Here is a 15424-nt window from a genome sequence, read left to right on the forward strand (position 1 = left end):
GTCAGCGCGACGACCGGTGGATCCAGAAGCGAACGCCTTCGAGCGCTGCCGCGAGGACGAGGACAGCGCCGGTCAGGACCTGGCTCAGCTGGGAACTGACGTTCATCAGCGTGATGCCGTTGGTCAGGATGCCCATCAGCCAGACGCCCACCACGACGCGCCACAGATGGCCCTTGCCGCCGGAGTACGGAATGCCTCCGAGCAGCACTGCGGTCAGGACACTGATCTCGAAGCCGGCCCCCAGCGTGCCGCTGGGGGCGCTGTCGAGGCGCGCAACGACCATGAGACCGCCCAGAGCACTGAGGGTCCCGACCAATGCATACAGACTGAGGACGAGGCGCCGGACTGGGATTCCGCTCAGGTACGCGGCTCGGCTGTTGACGCCGACGGCGACGACATGGCGGCCGGCCGGCAGGAGCGTCATGACCAGTGCCCCGAGTGCGACCACGAACACCGCGATCCACACGAGCGTGGGGACGCCGAGCACGCGGGCGTTGCCGAACTCCAGCACGGCGCTCGGGAAGCCGTAGAGCGCGTCCGGGGACAGCACCTGGGCCAGCCCGCGACCGGCTGCCAGGATGCCCAGGGTGACGATGATCGGTGAGAGCTTGAAGTAGCCGATGAGCACGCCGTTGAGCAGGCCGACCGCGAGACCGACGCCGAGGCCCACCATCACGCCTGCCGTCACGCCGGCCGAGTTGAAGGTGAGACCGGCGCAGACCCCGGAGACGGCCATCACCGAGCCGATCGAGAGGTCGATGTACCCGGACATCAGCAGGAGCGCGGCTCCCACCGCGACGACCATCAGGGGCGCTGACTGAAGCGCGATCAGCAGCAGATTGTCCTTGGTGAGGAACGAGGAGTGGTTGACGGCGAAGAAGATCATCAAGCCGACCGTCGCGACGGGCATGATGCTGTCGATGCCGGTGAGGAGCCCGGACTTCAGCGACGGGGCCGGCTCGGACTTCGCGTCGGTGGCGATCACTTCGGTCATGCGGCGGTGTTCCCTTCGGATCGGACCTCGCTGGGTCCGGATGATGGGGCGGGCTGGGCCAGCACCATGAGCTCCCGCTCGGCCGTGTCGCCCGGCACGATCCCGACGATGCGGGATTCGGCGAGAACGACCACACGGTCGGCCAGTGCGTTGAGCTCCTCGACGTCGCTGGAGACGAAGATGACCGCGCGTTCGCTCTCGCGCGCGAACTCTCGGATCATGCGGTGCAGTTCTGCCCGCGCACCGACGTCGACGCCCTGGGTGGGTTCATCGAGCAGCAGCAGGGTGACGCCGCTGCCGTCCATGAGCCATCGGCCCATCACCAGCTTCTGCGCGTTGCCGCCCGAGAAGCGATCGCCGGCCAGGCCCGCGGACATCGGATGGAGCGACATGCGTCCGGCGACTGAGTCGAAGACGTGCTGCTCGACCCTTGGTCGGCGCCAACCCCGGGACAGCCTCCGATAGTGCGGCATCAGCACGTTCTCCTGGGCCGAGAGCGAGGAGAACAGGGACTGCGACTTGCGATCGGACGGGACCAGCGCGATGCCCGACCGCCGGGCGATCCCGGGCGAGGACAGCCGGAGATCACTTCCGGCCAACCGGAACCCACCCTCGCTGGGCCTGGCTCCGGCCAGTGCCTCGACCAGGTTGGTCCGCCCGGAACCGAGCAGCCCGAAGACTCCGACGATCTCGCCGGCGCCGATCCGCACGGAGACGCCCGGTGCGCCGGACGCGCGGAAGTCGGCAAGCTCGAGCAGGGGCGGCCGGTCATGCTGGACCGGGCGGTTCTCGCTCGTGGCGGTGGCGGCTCGGGCGACGGGGGCCCCGGTGATGCCCTCGATGAGTGTCTCGATGCCGAGGTCGGCCGTGGGTCGAGTCCACTCCACGCTGCCGTCGCGCAGGACCGAGACCTCATCGGCGACCGCCGTCACCTCGCGGAGAAGGTGGGTGACGTACACGATCGCAAGGCCGGACTCGTGGGCGAGCCTGGTGATCAGGCCCAGCAGGATGTCGGTCTCCCGCGAACTCAGGGCCGCCGTGGGCTCATCGAGGATCAGGACCTCGGGCCGATGGTGCAGGGCCTTCGCGATCTCGACGACCTGCTTCTGTCCCATGGTCAGCGACGTGAGCGGTCGGGACGGATCGAAGTCCGCTCCGACCCGATCCAGCAGTTCGGAGGCGATCCGGCGCTGTGCGGCCTTCCGAACGGTGCCGAACGGGGTCCGTTGCTCACTGCCCAGGAAGATGTTCTCCACCGCCGACAGGTCGCTCACGAGCTCGAGGTGCTGGTAGATGATCGCTGTCCCAGCCTTGAGCGCTGACTGGGGCGTGAAGCCGGTGTGGGTCAGACCGTTCACGGTGATCGTCCCCGCGTCCGGCCGTACCGCGCCGCTCAGACAGCCCAGCAGGGTCGACTTGCCCGCACCGTTGGGTCCCAGCAGGGCGTGGATCCGACCCGCCCGGATCTGCAGGTCGACGCCCCGCAGGACCACGTTGTTGCCGTACGACTTGCTCAGACCGTGGATGGTCATGCCGCTCATCGGCATGGCACGCGTTCCTCGCGCCGCGTCGCGCTGCTCATCCGCCCTGCTGCGCGATCAGCTCGTCGAGCTCGCTGGGATCATCGAGCGAAGCCGGGATGACAGCGGCCTCGGTCTCGGTCTCGCCCGAGCCTGTGATCGCGTTGATCGAGTTCTGAACGATGGCGTGGCTCAGGTCGATCATGTCGATGGCAGCCGACACCTTGTAGGCGCCGCCGGCCTTGACCGCCTTCAGCGCCTCGATGTTGCCGTCCTGACCGGCGATGAAGACCTCGCTGGGATCGATGCCCTTGCTCTGGAACGCCTTGAGCGCGCCCAGGGCGGCGTCGTCGTTGGCGCCGATGTAGATCCGCAGATCCGGGTTCGCGTTGAGCAGCGCCTCGGCCTGCTCCAGCCCGCAGGTCTGGTCGGAGCAGTCCTGCAAGGAGATCACTTCCACACCGGCGTCGGAGATCAACTTCTGCGGCTGCTCCCAGCGGCCCCGGACGTCAGGCACGGCGGTGATGGAGGTGATCGCTGCGGTCACCTTGCCGCTGAGTTGGTGCTCAGTGATCCAGTCGACAGCAGCCTGGCCCACGATGTCGCCGCTGGCGACGTTGTCGAAGCCGGTGTAGCCGTCCACGCCCTCACCGGGCGTGGCGTACTGGAGCCACTTGATGCCGGCCGACTGCGCCTGCGTCCGCAGTGGGGTGAGCGCCTTCGCGTCCACCGGGAACACGACCACGGCGTCAACCCCCTGAGTCACCCAGGTCTCGACGGTGTTCCGCTGGGATTCCAGGTCACTGGCCTGCGTGTCATCGAAAAGAACTTCCACGCAACCGATCTCCTTCGCCTGGGCCGTGACTTGGCTCTTCAGACCCTTGACGAAGGCGGCCTCACTGATCGGATGCGAGAACCCGATCTCGTAGGTCGTCTCACAGCCGGACGCGGCTGCGGCGTCGTCCGAGCCGCCGCACGCGCCGAGCGTCAGTGCCAGCAGCGCAGCGGCGGTCACGCCGACCGTACCTCGCGCCTTCCTCGTCGTCAGCATCGCTGCGATCACCCGTCCCATGGTCGGTTAGTTGGTCTGCGTTGTAGACCAATCATCCGGGGACCATAGCGGTCGACCCCGCCCCGTGAACAGACCCTCGAGACATGTTGCGTTCTCGCGCCGTTCAGCAACAGTCGCGGCGCCGACAGCCACGCTGCGGTGGGGGCACGCATGAGATCCAGGTGCCGCCACCCCAGCGTGAGCCTCGGGCACACCACGGACCAGGACAGCCCTCCCACCGATCCGGACAGCATCGACTGTTCGTAACACAGCCGTTGTTGGCTTCGCGAGCTGTCCTGACGGGCCACCCGGGGACGATCTGGATGAGGACGAGGAGACCGCACATGAGCGCCGCGAATGCCAAGACCGTCGAGGACGCCAGGGCACGGTTCCCGCTGCTGTTCAACGAGGGCCGCTTCGACGAGCTCGGCACCTGGTTCTATGCGGAGGACGCGATCGCCCTGCCGGCCGATCACGACCTCATCGAAGGGCGAGGGCCCATCTGCGACTACCTCGCGGGGCTGCGTGAGGCAACTGGACTGCGCTTCGAGCTCGGCGTGCTGAAGATCGTGGCCGGGGCGAGCAGTGCCAGCGTCATCGGTACCTACGTCGCCACCACGGCCGACGGCGCTCGCGCCGAAGGTCTCACGCACGAAGCCTGGGTGCGCCAGTCCGACGGAACCTGGAAGTGCAGCGTCGACATGTGGCACGACAGGCCGTGAGGTCCGCGGCCCCGACCTCCGACCGGCGGCGCCGCGTCCCGGTCGGGGGACCCGGGCCGGAACGGTGGGTGGCGCAGGTGCCTAGGATCCCTGGAATGCCTCCACGGGAAGTGGTGATGTTCCTGTTCGACGGCGCGCAGCCGCTCGATGTCACCGGCCCGTACGACGCCTTCAACGGCGCCGCCAGGGTCTCCTCATCGCTGACGGACCCGCCCTACGTGGTGCGGATCGCAACGATCGGTGGCCGACCGGTGCGCCTGGTCGGTGGGCTCATGGTCGTTCCCGACCTGGACATCGATGATGTGGGGCGCACGGACATCCTGCTCGTGCCCGGTGGCCCTGGTGCGGAGACTCCCGATCCCGAGGTGGCACAGAGGCTGCGCCGCCTGGGCCCGGATGCCCGTCGGTTGACATCGGTCTGCACGGGTGCGCTGCTGCTCGCCGAAGCTGGGCTGTTGGACGGCAAGCGGGCCACCACCCACTGGTCGTTCTGTGGCCACCTGGCCAGGGAGTACCCCGAGGTCAAGGTCCAGCGGTACCCCATCTTCGTCGAGGACGACGGCGTCTTCACCTCGGCCGGGGTGACCGCCGGGATCGACCTGGCCCTCGCATTGATCGAGCAGGACCACGGTCGCGAGCTCGCTCTCCAGGTCGCCCGGCTGCTCGTGGTCTTCGTCCGTCGGCCGGGCCACCAGGCTCAGATCAGCACTCAGCTGACTGTCCAGTCGAACGGGCCGGCCCGCCTCGGCGACGTCCGCGCGTGGATCGCTGATCACCTCGACGACGACCTGTCGGTCACCGCCCTTGCCGAGCGGATGCCGATGTCGCCTCGCAACTTCGCCCGGCTGTTCCTGAGCGAGACAGGTACGAGCCCGGGCCGCTACGTCGAGCGGGTCCGGGTCGAGGCCGCTCAACGGATGCTGACCGACACCCGGGACAACGTCGACCTCATCGCCCGATCGTGTGGCTGGGGCTCCTCGGAGGCGATGCGACGGGCGTTCACTCGGACCCTGGGCGAGTCGCCCGCCGGCTACCGACTCAGGCACTCCACACCGGGAAGCCGGCGCTCGACACCCGTTGCGTGATGGTGCCCGCGCTCAACCGACACCGACATCTTCGCTGCGAGACCAGTCGTACATGACGATCATCGTCTTGGTGCCGGTCACCTTGCGCGTACGCCGGATGGTGTTGACGACGCGCTGCAGGTGGTCGACGTCGTGCACGCGCAGCCGCACCAGCACATCCGGATCACCGGCGACGGTGAAGAAGTGCTCCACCTCCGCCATCTGGCGCAGCTGCTCCTCCAGATCCCCGGTCTCGGTGTCGCCGGTGAGCCGGATCTCCACGAAAGCATGCAGATCCCCCGCTGCTCGATCGTCGATGACGGTGACGTAGCCGCGGATGACGCCTTCCTGCTCCAGGCGCGCGATCCGGCGGCTGACCGGCGCGGGTGACAGCTGCACGTCCCGCGCGAGCTGGGTCACGGGTACTCGGGCGTCCGTGCGCAACCGCTCCAGCAACTGTCGGTCGACCTGATCCAAGTGCACCGTCCGACGCGTCGTCCGGGATTCGTGCTCGGCCATGAACGCATGATGCACGACCTGACCGTGGCCGCGAGCTTCTCGTGCGAATGTCCGCACGGAATCACGACATCCGTTGCCCCCGTGATCGTTGTGTCCGCACAGTGCTCGCGCGGGACAACGGATCTCAAGGAGCGTGTGGTGGACAGCATCGAATGGACCGGCGCGGGGTGTCTGCTCGCCGCCCTCGAGGCGGCGGGGGTCACGACCGTCTTCGCCATTCCCGACTGTGGTCCGGTGCTTCCGGTCAGCGAGGCGTCGGCGGGGTCCTCGCGGATCCGACAGGTTCGGTTCCTACACGAGCAGGGTGCGGGGCACGCCGCCGAGGGATACGCGCTGGCCACGGGGCGAGTGGGCGTGTGCATGGCCTCGGGAGCCGGTGTCACGAGCCTGATCACGCCACTCACGGACGCCGCCATGGACTCGGTGCCCGTCGTGGCCATCACCATCCACCAGGATGCCGACGACCAGGCCGGGAACCGGGTCCTGCACGGGATCGACGTCTGCGCCATGACGATGCCCGTCACCAAGCACAACTTCCTGGTCACCGAGACCAGCGACATCGCCCCGACGATCGCCCAGGCCTTCCACATCGCCTCCACCGGACGTCCAGGCCCGGTCGTCGTCGACATCGCCAGCAGCGCCCTGATCCGACGCGCTAGCTACCGGTGGCCCGACTCGCCCGGAGTGCCGGGGTACGAGACCACGGAGCCGCCGACCGCGGACCACATCCGCGCCGCGGCCGAGCTGATCCACGCAGCACACCGCCCGGTGCTGTACGTCGGGGGTGGCGTCATCCGGTCGGGCGCCGCCCGCGCACTGCGCGAGCTGGTCGACCGGACCCAGCTCCCGGTCGTGACGACCCTGATGGCCCGGGGAGCCCTGCCCGACTCCCACCCACGCAACCTGGGGATGCCCGGGATGCACGGCACCGTGCCGGCGGTCGTGGCCCTGCAACTGAGCGACCTGGTGATCGCGCTGGGCGCCCGCTTCGATGATCGCGTGACTGGCGACCGAGACTCGTTCGCCCCCGACGCCCGTGTCATCCACGTGGACATCGACCCGGCCGAGATCGGCAAGAACCGAGCAGTCGACGTGCCCATCGTCGGTGACTGCCGCCGGGTGCTCGAAGAGCTGGCCGGGCACTTCGATCAGACGCAGCCGGCGCCGGACCTGTCCGCCTGGCACCGCCGACTCGACAGCCTGCGCGAGCGGTATCCGCTCGGCTTCGAACAGCCTCCGGACGGACCGCTGTCCCCGCAGTACGTCCTGCAGCGATTGGGGGAACTGGTGGGTGGACCGGACACCGTGTTCACCAGCGGCGTCGGCCAGCACCAGATGTGGGCGTCGCAGTTCATCGCCTTCGAGCACCCGTCGACCTGGCTCAACTCCGGCGGGCTCGGGACCATGGGCTTCGGCGTTCCCGCCGCCATGGGCGCCAAGCTCGGACGACCCGAGGCCACGGTGTGGTGCATCGACGGCGACGGCTGCTTCCAGATGACCGGCCGGGAACTGGCCACCTGTGCGCTCGAAGGCATCGCCATCAAGGTGGCGTTGATCAACAACGGCGGCCTGGGCATGGTCCGTCAACTGCAGACCCTCTACTACGACGAGCGGATCAACAACGTCGACCTGACGTCCCGGCACCCGCTCGAGCGAGTTCCCGACTTCGTCAGGTTCGCGGACGCGCTGGGTTGCGTGGGGCTGTCGTGCGACACACCCGAGGAGGTCGACGTCGTGATCGCCAAGGCGATGGCGATCAACGACGCACCCGTCGTCATCGACTTCCGGGTGGACGCCCAGGCCCTGGTCTGGCCGAGCATCGCCGCCGGAGCCAGCAACGAAGACATCCAGTACGCCCGCGGTCTGGCCCCGGCCTTCGCCGCCGAAGACTGATCCCCGAACCCAGAGGCAGAGCATCATGACCGCAGTCCACGAATCCGAACTGTCCGAGGGCGACAGCCCGATCAGCACCGAACTGCTCGACGAGATCGCCCGGAAGGTGCTCTGGCTGTCGACCTCGATCGTCGACGCGGCCAACCGTGGCCGGCCCAACACCAGCGGCGTCAAGGTCGGGGGACACCAGGCGTCGAGCGCATCGATGGTGGACATCATGGTCTCGCTCTGGTTCTCCGAGCTGACGCGGTACGACCGCGTCTCGGTCAAACCCCACGCCTCACCCGTGCTGCATGCCATCAACTACCTGATCGGCGATCTCGACGCGAAGTACCTGACCTCACTCCGGGCCAAGGGCGGCCTGCAGTCCTACCCCAGCCGCCTGAAGGATCCCGACACCGTCGACTTCTCCACCGGCTCGGTGGGGATCGGTGCCACCGCAGCGCTCTGGGCCGCCATGTCCCGCCGCTACGTCGCGTCCCACTTCGACACGACGCCCCGAGCCGGACGGTTCATCAGCCTCCTGGGGGACGCCGAGCTGGACGAGGGGGCCATCTGGGAGGCCGTCGCCGACCCCTCGGTCGCGACCTTGGGCGAGTTGCTGTGGATCGTCGATCTGAACCGGCAGTCTCTCGACCGGGTGGTCCCGGACGTCCAGATCCACCGGCTGATCGGGATGTTCCGGGCGGCCGGATGGCAGGTGATCACCCTCAAGTGGGGGCGCACCATCAGCGCCTTGTTCGAACGCCCGGGCGGGGAGGAGCTGCGCGAGCGCCTCGAGACGATGTCGAACGAGGAGTACCAGCGCCTGCTGCGGGTCGACACCTCGCTCGTGGCCGAGCGGATCGCCGGTGCCGGCGCATCCGACGAGCTCCGTGCGCTGCTCGCGTCGCTCCCCGCCGCCGACCTGGCCGTCGCCGTCCGCGACCTGGGCGGTCACGACATGGGCCTGCTGCTGGAGACGTACGGGGCGGTGGACACGACCCGCCCGACCGTGATCTTCGCGTACACGGTCAAGGGTCGTGGACTGCCGACCGAAGGCCACCCCAACAATCACTCGGCACTGCTCAGCGAAGCTCAGATGGCCACGCTCGCCGACTCGGTCGGGGCCGATCCGGCCGATCCGTGGCGGACCTTCGCCCCCGGCTCACCGGCTGCGGCGCTGTGCGCACAGCGGACCACGGCACTCGAGCGACCCGCAGTCCCGTCCCGACGGCCCGACGTCCTGCCATCGACGCTGTCCCGCTCGTACGGCAAGCCGATCTCGACCCAGGCGGCGCTCGGTCGCTTCCTGGCCGACCTGGCCCGCGAAGCGCCGGCCGTCGCGGCGCGGGTCGTCACGTGCAGCCCCGACGTGGCCTCGTCCACGAACCTGGGCGGGTGGATCAACAAGACTGGGGTGTGGTCGGCACAGGACCGCCTGGACTGGTTCGCTGACGACGCCGAACGCGTCCTGAAGTGGTCCGAGGTCACCACCGGACAACACATCGAACTGGGCATCGCGGAGGTCAACCTGGTCGGGCTGCTCGGCGAACTGGGAGCGACGTGGTCACGATGGGGGGAGCGGCTCATCCCGATCGCAACGATGTACGACCCGTTCATCTCACGGGCTCTCGAACCCTGGTCGTACGGCATCTACGCCGGCGGGCAGTCGATCATCATCGGCACACCATCGGGCGTCACGCTCGCCCCCGAGGGCGGCGCCCACCAGTCCATCACCACCCCCTCGATCGGGCTCGAACAGCCCGGCTGCATCGCCTGGGAGCCGGCGTTCGCTCAAGACCTCGAGTGGTGCCTGCTCGAAGCGATGAGTCACGTCGGCGTCCCCGGCGGTACATCCGGCTACTTCCGCCTGTCCACCCGCCCGATCGACCCTTCGTTGTCGGCGCTGCCGCAGGACGAGGTCCTCCTGGAACGGCGTCGACGACAGGCGGTCGCCGGTGGCTACCGGATCACGACCCACGCCCCGGCCGACGATCAGGTGACGCTCGTCGGCGCCGGAGCCATCATGCCGGAGGTCATCGCGGCCGCCCACGTGCTCGCGGAGCAGGGTGTGACCGCGGGCATCGTCTGCCTGACCAGCCCCGATCTGCTGTTCCGCTCCGCGCAGGGGCACGGCAGCGACATCAGTTCCGTGCTCTTCCCCTCGCAACACCCGGCGCCGCTGGTGACCGTCATGGACGGCCATCCCCACACGCTGTCCTTCCTGGCCGGTCTGCGGGGGGACCGGTCGATGAACCTGGGCGTGACCGAGTTCGGTCAGTCCTCGGACGTGGAGGACGCCTACCGCCTGCACGGCATCGACGTGACGACCATCGTCGACGCCGCCTTCGCGGTCAGCGGTCGTTGACTCCGTCATCGATGGGGTGGGGTGGTCCGGCGAGCGCGACCCAGGCGCAAACCGTCACCGCGCACGCTGGAACCGGTCGGGTCCCGGCCGATGCCGATCAGGCGTGCGCGCGCTCCCGGGCCCGCCGGCTGCGGCGGCCCGCACGGCTGGACGGCCCCGCGACCGGCCGCTCGCCGGTCGCGGCCGCGCGGCGCGCCGGCCGGGCGTCCGGCTCGTCGAGCGGCTCGCCCAGCAGGATGCCGCGGGCGTCGCGCGGCGGTTCGGCCGCGTACGAGGCGGCGGGCGGCGGGCGATCACCGGTGCTGCGCTGCCAGATCCACGTCACGGCGACCCAGGTGACGGTCAGGCCCAGGCCGGCCAGCCACCAGGAGCTCCAGCTCACCGGCGGGAAGTGCAGCGTGTCGCCGGCCTCGAACGCGGCCCGCATCTGCGCGATGTCCCAGGACCCCAGCGCCAGCGGGGTGCCCAGGGCCAGCGAGTTGACCGCCAGCGCGCCCCACGCGACGGCGGTGACCACCACGGCGCCGAGCACCGCGCGCAGGTAGGGGTTGATGCGCAGCAGCAGCACCAGGTCGACCGCCAGTCCGACCGGCAGCAGCCAGAACGGCACCGAGCTCGGCGGGAAGATGGTGAAGGTCAGCAGCGGCCAGATGACGCAGCGGTAGGCGACGTAGCCCGCGACCACGGCGGTCGCCGTCCAGCGCCAGCCGGTGGACAGGCGGGCGAAGACCAGCACCGCCGCGCAGACCGCGACGCCCCACACCGGGTAGACCCACGGGGCGATGGGCAGCGAGAAGTGCTCGATCGCGATGTCGTCGACCGGCCGGCCGATCTGCTCGGCGGCGAAGTTCAGCAGCTCACCCTCGCCGTACGGCTGGCCACGGAACCAGGACGCGACCTCGAGGATCCCGTACTCCTGCTGCCCGGTCGGGAAGAAGGTGTTCTCGAACATCAGGGCCCACATCGCCACGAACCCCGCGGTCCAGCCGCGGCTGGGCCGACCGGTGCTCCGGCTGATGTCGCCGTCGGTGTCGCGCGGGTAGTTGTGCCACCAGCTGCGCAGCACACCGGCCAGCATGATCCCGGTGCCGATGTACAGCAGCATGTGGGACGGCGACCAGGCGGTCAGGTCCAGGCCGTTGAGCCGGTGGTTGATGATGTCGATCGGGCCGGCCAGCACGAAGATGCCGGTGCCGACCTGGATGATCCGCAGCGACCGCCGGTCGGTGCCGTAGCCGGTGAAGCTGTGCGCCAGCACCAGGCCGACGGCGATGCCGGTGCCGACGGTGTTGATCAGGTGCGGCGGGGCCAGGTCGTCCCGCAACCACTTGAAGTGCCAGGAGACGTCCCAGGACGCCCCGATGAGCTTGAGCACGAAGGCCAGCAGCCACATGCGGTGCATGAAGACGACGAGGCTGCGGGGCGTGGTGCGCCCCGGCGTGCCGCGGGTCCAGTACGTGGACAGGAACCCGCCCAGCCGGGAGTGCGGCCCCGCCGCAGGGCGCGCGGGAACGTCGGAGGTGCCCATGGGGGAAGGGTACGGGCCGAGCCGTCTGCTCGGGCCGGACCACCACGCCCCGGGACCGTCGATCGGCTGCGCGTTCAGTCCTCCGGGAACCAGCCGCTGACCTGCAGCCCGATCGGCTGGCCGGAGCCGGAGCCGGCTGCGTCCGGGTCCCGGCGCAGTCCGTCGACATGACCACCGGCCGCCCCGATGGCCAGCAGCTGGTCGACGAGGTCGTCACCGCGCAGCAGGACCCGGCCCAGCCCGTCGGTGCGGTGGTCGAGATGCTCCCGGCCCTCGTGCCCGGCGGCCACCAGCTTGGCCAGTGACCCGGTGGAGGCCAGCGAGCCGCGGGCCACCCCGAGGATCCCCAGTGCGTCGTCGAGCGCGTCGAGCAGCGCCTCGCGGTTGCCCTCGCACATGGCCCGGATGAGTTCCGGCCGGGTCCCGGCCACGCGGGTGCCGTCCCGGAACGACGAGGCGGCCAGCGACAGGGCCAGCGCCGCGGGGGCCTGGCCGCCGGACGCGCCGACCTGGGCCAGGGCCAGAGCCAGCAGGTGCGGCAGGTGGGACACCCGCGCGACGGCCGCATCGTGCGCCTCCGCCTCGGCCGGGACGACCACGCAGCCCATGCCCAGGGCCAGCTGGGTGACCGCCGCCCACACGGCGAGGTCGGTGTCCTCGGTGAGGGTGGTGACCCACCGGGCGCCGTGCAGCAGGGTGGCCGATCCGGCCGCCCAGCCGGACTCGGCCGTGCCGGCCATCGGATGCGACCCGACGAACCGGGCGTGCGGCGCGTGCTCGGCGACCAGGGCCTCGACCGGTGCCTTGACGCTGCCCACGTCGGTGAGAGCCAGCGTCGGCGCCACCGCGTCGACCCGGCGCAGCACCGACTCGAAGGTGGTCAGCGGTCCGGCCAGCACGGTGAGGGCGTCGGTGCTCCGGGCCCGCTCCAGCGCCGCGTCCAGCTCGTCGACGACGGCGTGGCCGTCGGCTGCGGCCAGGCCGCGGGTCCGCTCGGTCGGCGACCAGCCGAACACCTCGGTGTGCGCGCCGGCCGACCGCAGCACCGAACCGCCGATCAGGCCCAGCCCGAGCACGCACACGGCCGGTGGCAGCAGCGACGGATCCAGCACGGCGCCCCCCTCGGAGCTCGCGGTCGCAGCGCCGGGCCCGGACGAGCCCGCCCGGGAGCCGCTCCCTACGGTCATGATGGTCTCCCCCTCCGGCCCGACTCGGACCGGTCGTTCCTCGTGTGGCGTCCCCCGACCGGCGCGCCCGCCGCGCGCTGCAACCCATGATGCGTCACCGAAGTGGGGTCTCGATCCACCGCGCCGGGGCGTCGCCCCCATCACCGGGTCTGCGCCCTCGGCGCAGGCATGGGGTCGGCGCCCGGGCAAGATCGTCGCCGGTCCCGCGGGGTCGCCGGTGACGGATCTCCCGGGAACTGCCACCGGCCTCGCCCCGGCGCGGGGGAGCCCGTAACGTTCCCGCCGTGAGCAGCACGGGGGACACCGACGGTTTCGCAGTGGCCGTGGTCCGCGAGGACGGCGCCTGGAAGTGTTCCCTGCTCGCCCAGGAGCTGCTGGACGACCTGGACGGCCTGCTGACCGCGCTGCGCCGGGTGTCCACCGGCGCGGTGTTCGGCCTGGTGGCGGTGGACGACGAGTTCTTCGTGGTGGTCCGTCCGGTGCCCGGGGGAGCGGGACTGCTGCTCTCCGACGCCACCGCCGCGCTGGACTACGACATCGCGGCCGACGTGCTCGACCTGCTGCACGTCCCCACCCCGGACGACGACGAGGCCGACGACGACCCGTGGCCCGAGGGCGACCTGGCTGTGCTGGCCGATTTCGGCGTCTCCGAGCAGGAGATGCAGCTCATCGTCGACGAGGACGACCTGTACCCCGACGAGCAGCTGGCCATGATCGCCGAGCGGTGCGGTTTCGGCGAGCAGTTCTCGGCCGTGCTCGACAAGGTGTGAGCCGATCGCGGTGACCCTGGCCGACGACGAGACCCTGGTCCGGTCGGCGCTCGCGGTCGCGCGCGGCGCCGCCGCGGGCGCCCGGGCGGACGTGCCGATCGGCGCGGTGGTGCACGGCCCGGACGGCGCCGAACTGGGGCGTGGCGCGAACGTGCGCGAGGCGACCGGCGACCCGACCGGGCACGCCGAGATCGTCGCCCTGCGCGCCGCCGCCGCCGCCCGCGGCGGATGGAACCTGGCCGGCTGCACGCTGGCGGTGACCGTCGAGCCGTGCACGATGTGCGCCGGGGCGCTGGTCGCGGCCCGGATCGACCGGCTGGTGTTCGGCTGCTGGGAGCCCAAGACCGGGGCCGTCGGGTCGCTCTGGGACGTGGTGCGGGACCGCCGGCTGACCCACCGGGTGTCCGTCCGCGGCGGTGTGCTCGAGCAGGAGTGCGCGGCACTGCTGCTCGACTTCTTCGCCGGCCGCCGCGGGGCCGGCGGCGCGCCGGCCCCGTGACCGCAGGACGTCAGTGGTCGAAGACGATGACCGAACGCGCGGTCTCGCCGCGCTCGAGCGCGGCGTAACCCTCGTTGATCTCGTCGAGCGTGATGCGCTTGGAGATCATGGCCTCGATGTCGAGCAGGCCCCGGTCGTAGAAGTCCAGGTACCGCGGGATGTCGGAGCGGAACCGGTTCGAGCCCATGGAGCAACCCTGGAACCGGCGCTCCTGGAACAGACCCAGCGAACTGAGGGAGACCTTGGAGCCGGCCGGGAGCACGCCGACGATGGTGGCGGTGCCGGCCCAGCCGAGCATGTCGTAGGCCTGCTCGGCGGTGCCGACCAGACCGACGCACTCGAACGAGTAGTCGACGCCACCGCCGGTGATCTCCCGGACCGCCTCGACGGCGTCCGTCGAGCTGGCGTCCACGGCGTGGGTGGCGCCGAGCATCCGGGCGCGGTCGAGTTTGCCCGGGTTGGTGTCGACGATGATGACCTTGCCCGCGCCCGCGATCCGGGCGGCCTGGACGGCGTGCAGGCCGATGCCGCCGGCGCCGATCACGGCGACCGTCGCCCCGGCCTCCACCTGGGTCGTGTTGAACACGGCGCCCATGCCGGTGACCGCAGCGCACCCGAGGATGGCCACGGTGCCGAGGTCGTACCGCTGGTCGATCTTCACGAGCGTGTGCTCGTGCACCAGGATCTCCTCGGCGAAGCCCGAGATGTTGGCGAACTGCGAGATCCGCTCGCCGCCGGCGTTGGAGATGCGCGGCGGTTCGTGCTCGCCGCGCAGCGTCTCGGGGTTGTGGCACAGGTGCGGCTTGCCGCTGAGGCACTCCCGGCAGTGCCCGCAGAACGTGGACAGGCACGCGATGACGTGGTCACCGGGTGCGACGTACCGGACCTGGTCGCCGACCTGCTCGACGACGCCCGACACCTCGTGGCCCAGAACGGTGGGTACCGGGTAGGGCAGCGCGCCCTTGAGCACGTGCAGGTCGGAGTGGCACAGGCCGGAGCCGACGATGCGGACCCGCACCTCGTGCGGCCCTGGGTCGGCGAGGGTGATCTCCTCGATGGCGAACTCGCCGGGCAGTTCACGCAGGACGGCTGCACGCATGTGACGCTCTCCTCGACGCTGGGGGGAACGGTGCTGGTGACCCGCCGACGACGGGCGTGGTCACGGTGGCCGGAAGTTACCTGATCTCAGCATCGACCGCTCGCCCGGCCCCGGGAGGGTGGCGGGTCCGGGTCCGGCAGTTGTTCCGGACGAGTCGGTCGGGGGTACCTCTGTGGCCGAGTCTGCGGATGATCGGGCGTCGGGACCCGAGGTGCTCCCGATGGGTCG

Annotated in this window: 13 protein-coding genes; 6 read left to right on the top strand and 7 right to left on the bottom strand. The window is 70.4% G+C overall.

Annotated elements, in window-relative coordinates; all coding sequences use genetic code 11:
- Position 1: 1 nt before the first annotated feature.
- The 3 genes from JL106_RS11785 to JL106_RS11795 are packed head-to-tail and all read right to left on the bottom strand — an operon-like array spanning position 2 to position 3577.
- Complete coding sequence (locus tag JL106_RS11785; protein WP_205260918.1) at positions 2 to 994, bottom strand: ABC transporter permease; 993 nt, start codon at positions 992 to 994, stop codon at positions 2 to 4.
- A complete protein-coding gene (locus JL106_RS11790; protein WP_205260919.1) occupies positions 991 to 2526 on the bottom strand; it encodes a sugar ABC transporter ATP-binding protein in 1536 nt (511 codons plus the stop codon). Before JL106_RS11790 ends, JL106_RS11785 begins: the two co-directional genes overlap by 4 nt.
- A 46-nt stretch (positions 2527 to 2572) precedes the next feature.
- A complete protein-coding gene (locus JL106_RS11795; protein WP_205260920.1) occupies positions 2573 to 3577 on the bottom strand; it encodes a sugar ABC transporter substrate-binding protein in 1005 nt (334 codons plus the stop codon).
- Between the two features lie 332 nt (positions 3578 to 3909).
- Between JL106_RS11795 and JL106_RS11800 the strand changes: the two genes are divergently transcribed.
- On the top strand, positions 3910 to 4287 hold the full coding sequence (locus JL106_RS11800) for a YybH family protein (protein ID WP_205260921.1): 378 nt from the start codon (positions 3910 to 3912) through the stop codon (positions 4285 to 4287).
- A gap of 95 nt (positions 4288 to 4382) precedes the next feature.
- Positions 4383 to 5372, top strand: coding sequence for a GlxA family transcriptional regulator (locus JL106_RS11805; protein ID WP_205260922.1), 990 nt, complete (start codon positions 4383 to 4385; stop codon positions 5370 to 5372).
- A gap of 12 nt (positions 5373 to 5384) precedes the next feature.
- Here JL106_RS11805 and JL106_RS11810 read toward each other — a convergent pair whose 3' ends face one another.
- Positions 5385 to 5870, bottom strand: coding sequence for an Lrp/AsnC family transcriptional regulator (locus JL106_RS11810; protein WP_268928138.1), 486 nt, complete (start codon positions 5868 to 5870; stop codon positions 5385 to 5387).
- A gap of 135 nt (positions 5871 to 6005) precedes the next feature.
- Here JL106_RS11810 and ilvB point away from each other — a divergent pair, with 135 nt between their 5' ends.
- Both ilvB and JL106_RS11820 read left to right on the top strand, forming a co-directional pair.
- Positions 6006 to 7763 carry a biosynthetic-type acetolactate synthase large subunit gene (ilvB, locus tag JL106_RS11815; RefSeq protein ID WP_407940149.1) on the top strand — a complete coding sequence of 586 codons (1758 nt, stop codon included), beginning with the start codon at positions 6006 to 6008 and terminating at the stop codon, positions 7761 to 7763.
- A gap of 25 nt (positions 7764 to 7788) precedes the next feature.
- The gene (locus JL106_RS11820; RefSeq protein WP_205260925.1) at positions 7789 to 10113 is read left to right on the top strand and encodes a transketolase-like TK C-terminal-containing protein; all 2325 of its coding nucleotides are present in this window, start codon (positions 7789 to 7791) and stop codon (positions 10111 to 10113) included.
- Positions 10114 to 10210: 97 nt separating this feature from the next.
- On the opposite strand, the gene JL106_RS11825 is transcribed toward JL106_RS11820, so the two are convergent.
- Together JL106_RS11825 and JL106_RS11830 are read right to left on the bottom strand one after the other, a co-directional pair.
- Positions 10211 to 11641, bottom strand: coding sequence for a hypothetical protein (locus tag JL106_RS11825; protein ID WP_205260926.1), 1431 nt, complete (start codon positions 11639 to 11641; stop codon positions 10211 to 10213).
- Positions 11642 to 11715: 74 nt separating this feature from the next.
- Complete coding sequence (locus JL106_RS11830; protein ID WP_205260927.1) at positions 11716 to 12828, bottom strand: prephenate dehydrogenase; 1113 nt, start codon at positions 12826 to 12828, stop codon at positions 11716 to 11718.
- A 284-nt stretch (positions 12829 to 13112) separates the two neighbouring features.
- Between JL106_RS11830 and JL106_RS11835 the strand changes: the two genes are divergently transcribed.
- Both JL106_RS11835 and JL106_RS11840 read left to right on the top strand, forming a co-directional pair.
- Complete coding sequence (locus JL106_RS11835) at positions 13113 to 13598, top strand: tRNA adenosine deaminase-associated protein (RefSeq protein ID WP_328842157.1); 486 nt, start codon at positions 13113 to 13115, stop codon at positions 13596 to 13598.
- 10 nt (positions 13599 to 13608) lie between these two features.
- Positions 13609 to 14097, top strand: coding sequence for a nucleoside deaminase (locus JL106_RS11840; RefSeq protein WP_328842158.1), 489 nt, complete (start codon positions 13609 to 13611; stop codon positions 14095 to 14097).
- 10 nt (positions 14098 to 14107) lie between these two features.
- On the opposite strand, the gene JL106_RS11845 is transcribed toward JL106_RS11840, so the two are convergent.
- The gene (locus JL106_RS11845; RefSeq protein WP_205260928.1) at positions 14108 to 15196 is read right to left on the bottom strand and encodes a Zn-dependent alcohol dehydrogenase; all 1089 of its coding nucleotides are present in this window, start codon (positions 15194 to 15196) and stop codon (positions 14108 to 14110) included.
- Positions 15197 to 15424 lie beyond the last annotated feature (228 nt).

This window comes from Nakamurella leprariae (assembly GCF_016918035.1).
In the GTDB taxonomy this organism is placed as follows: domain Bacteria; phylum Actinomycetota; class Actinomycetes; order Mycobacteriales; family Nakamurellaceae; genus Nakamurella; species Nakamurella leprariae.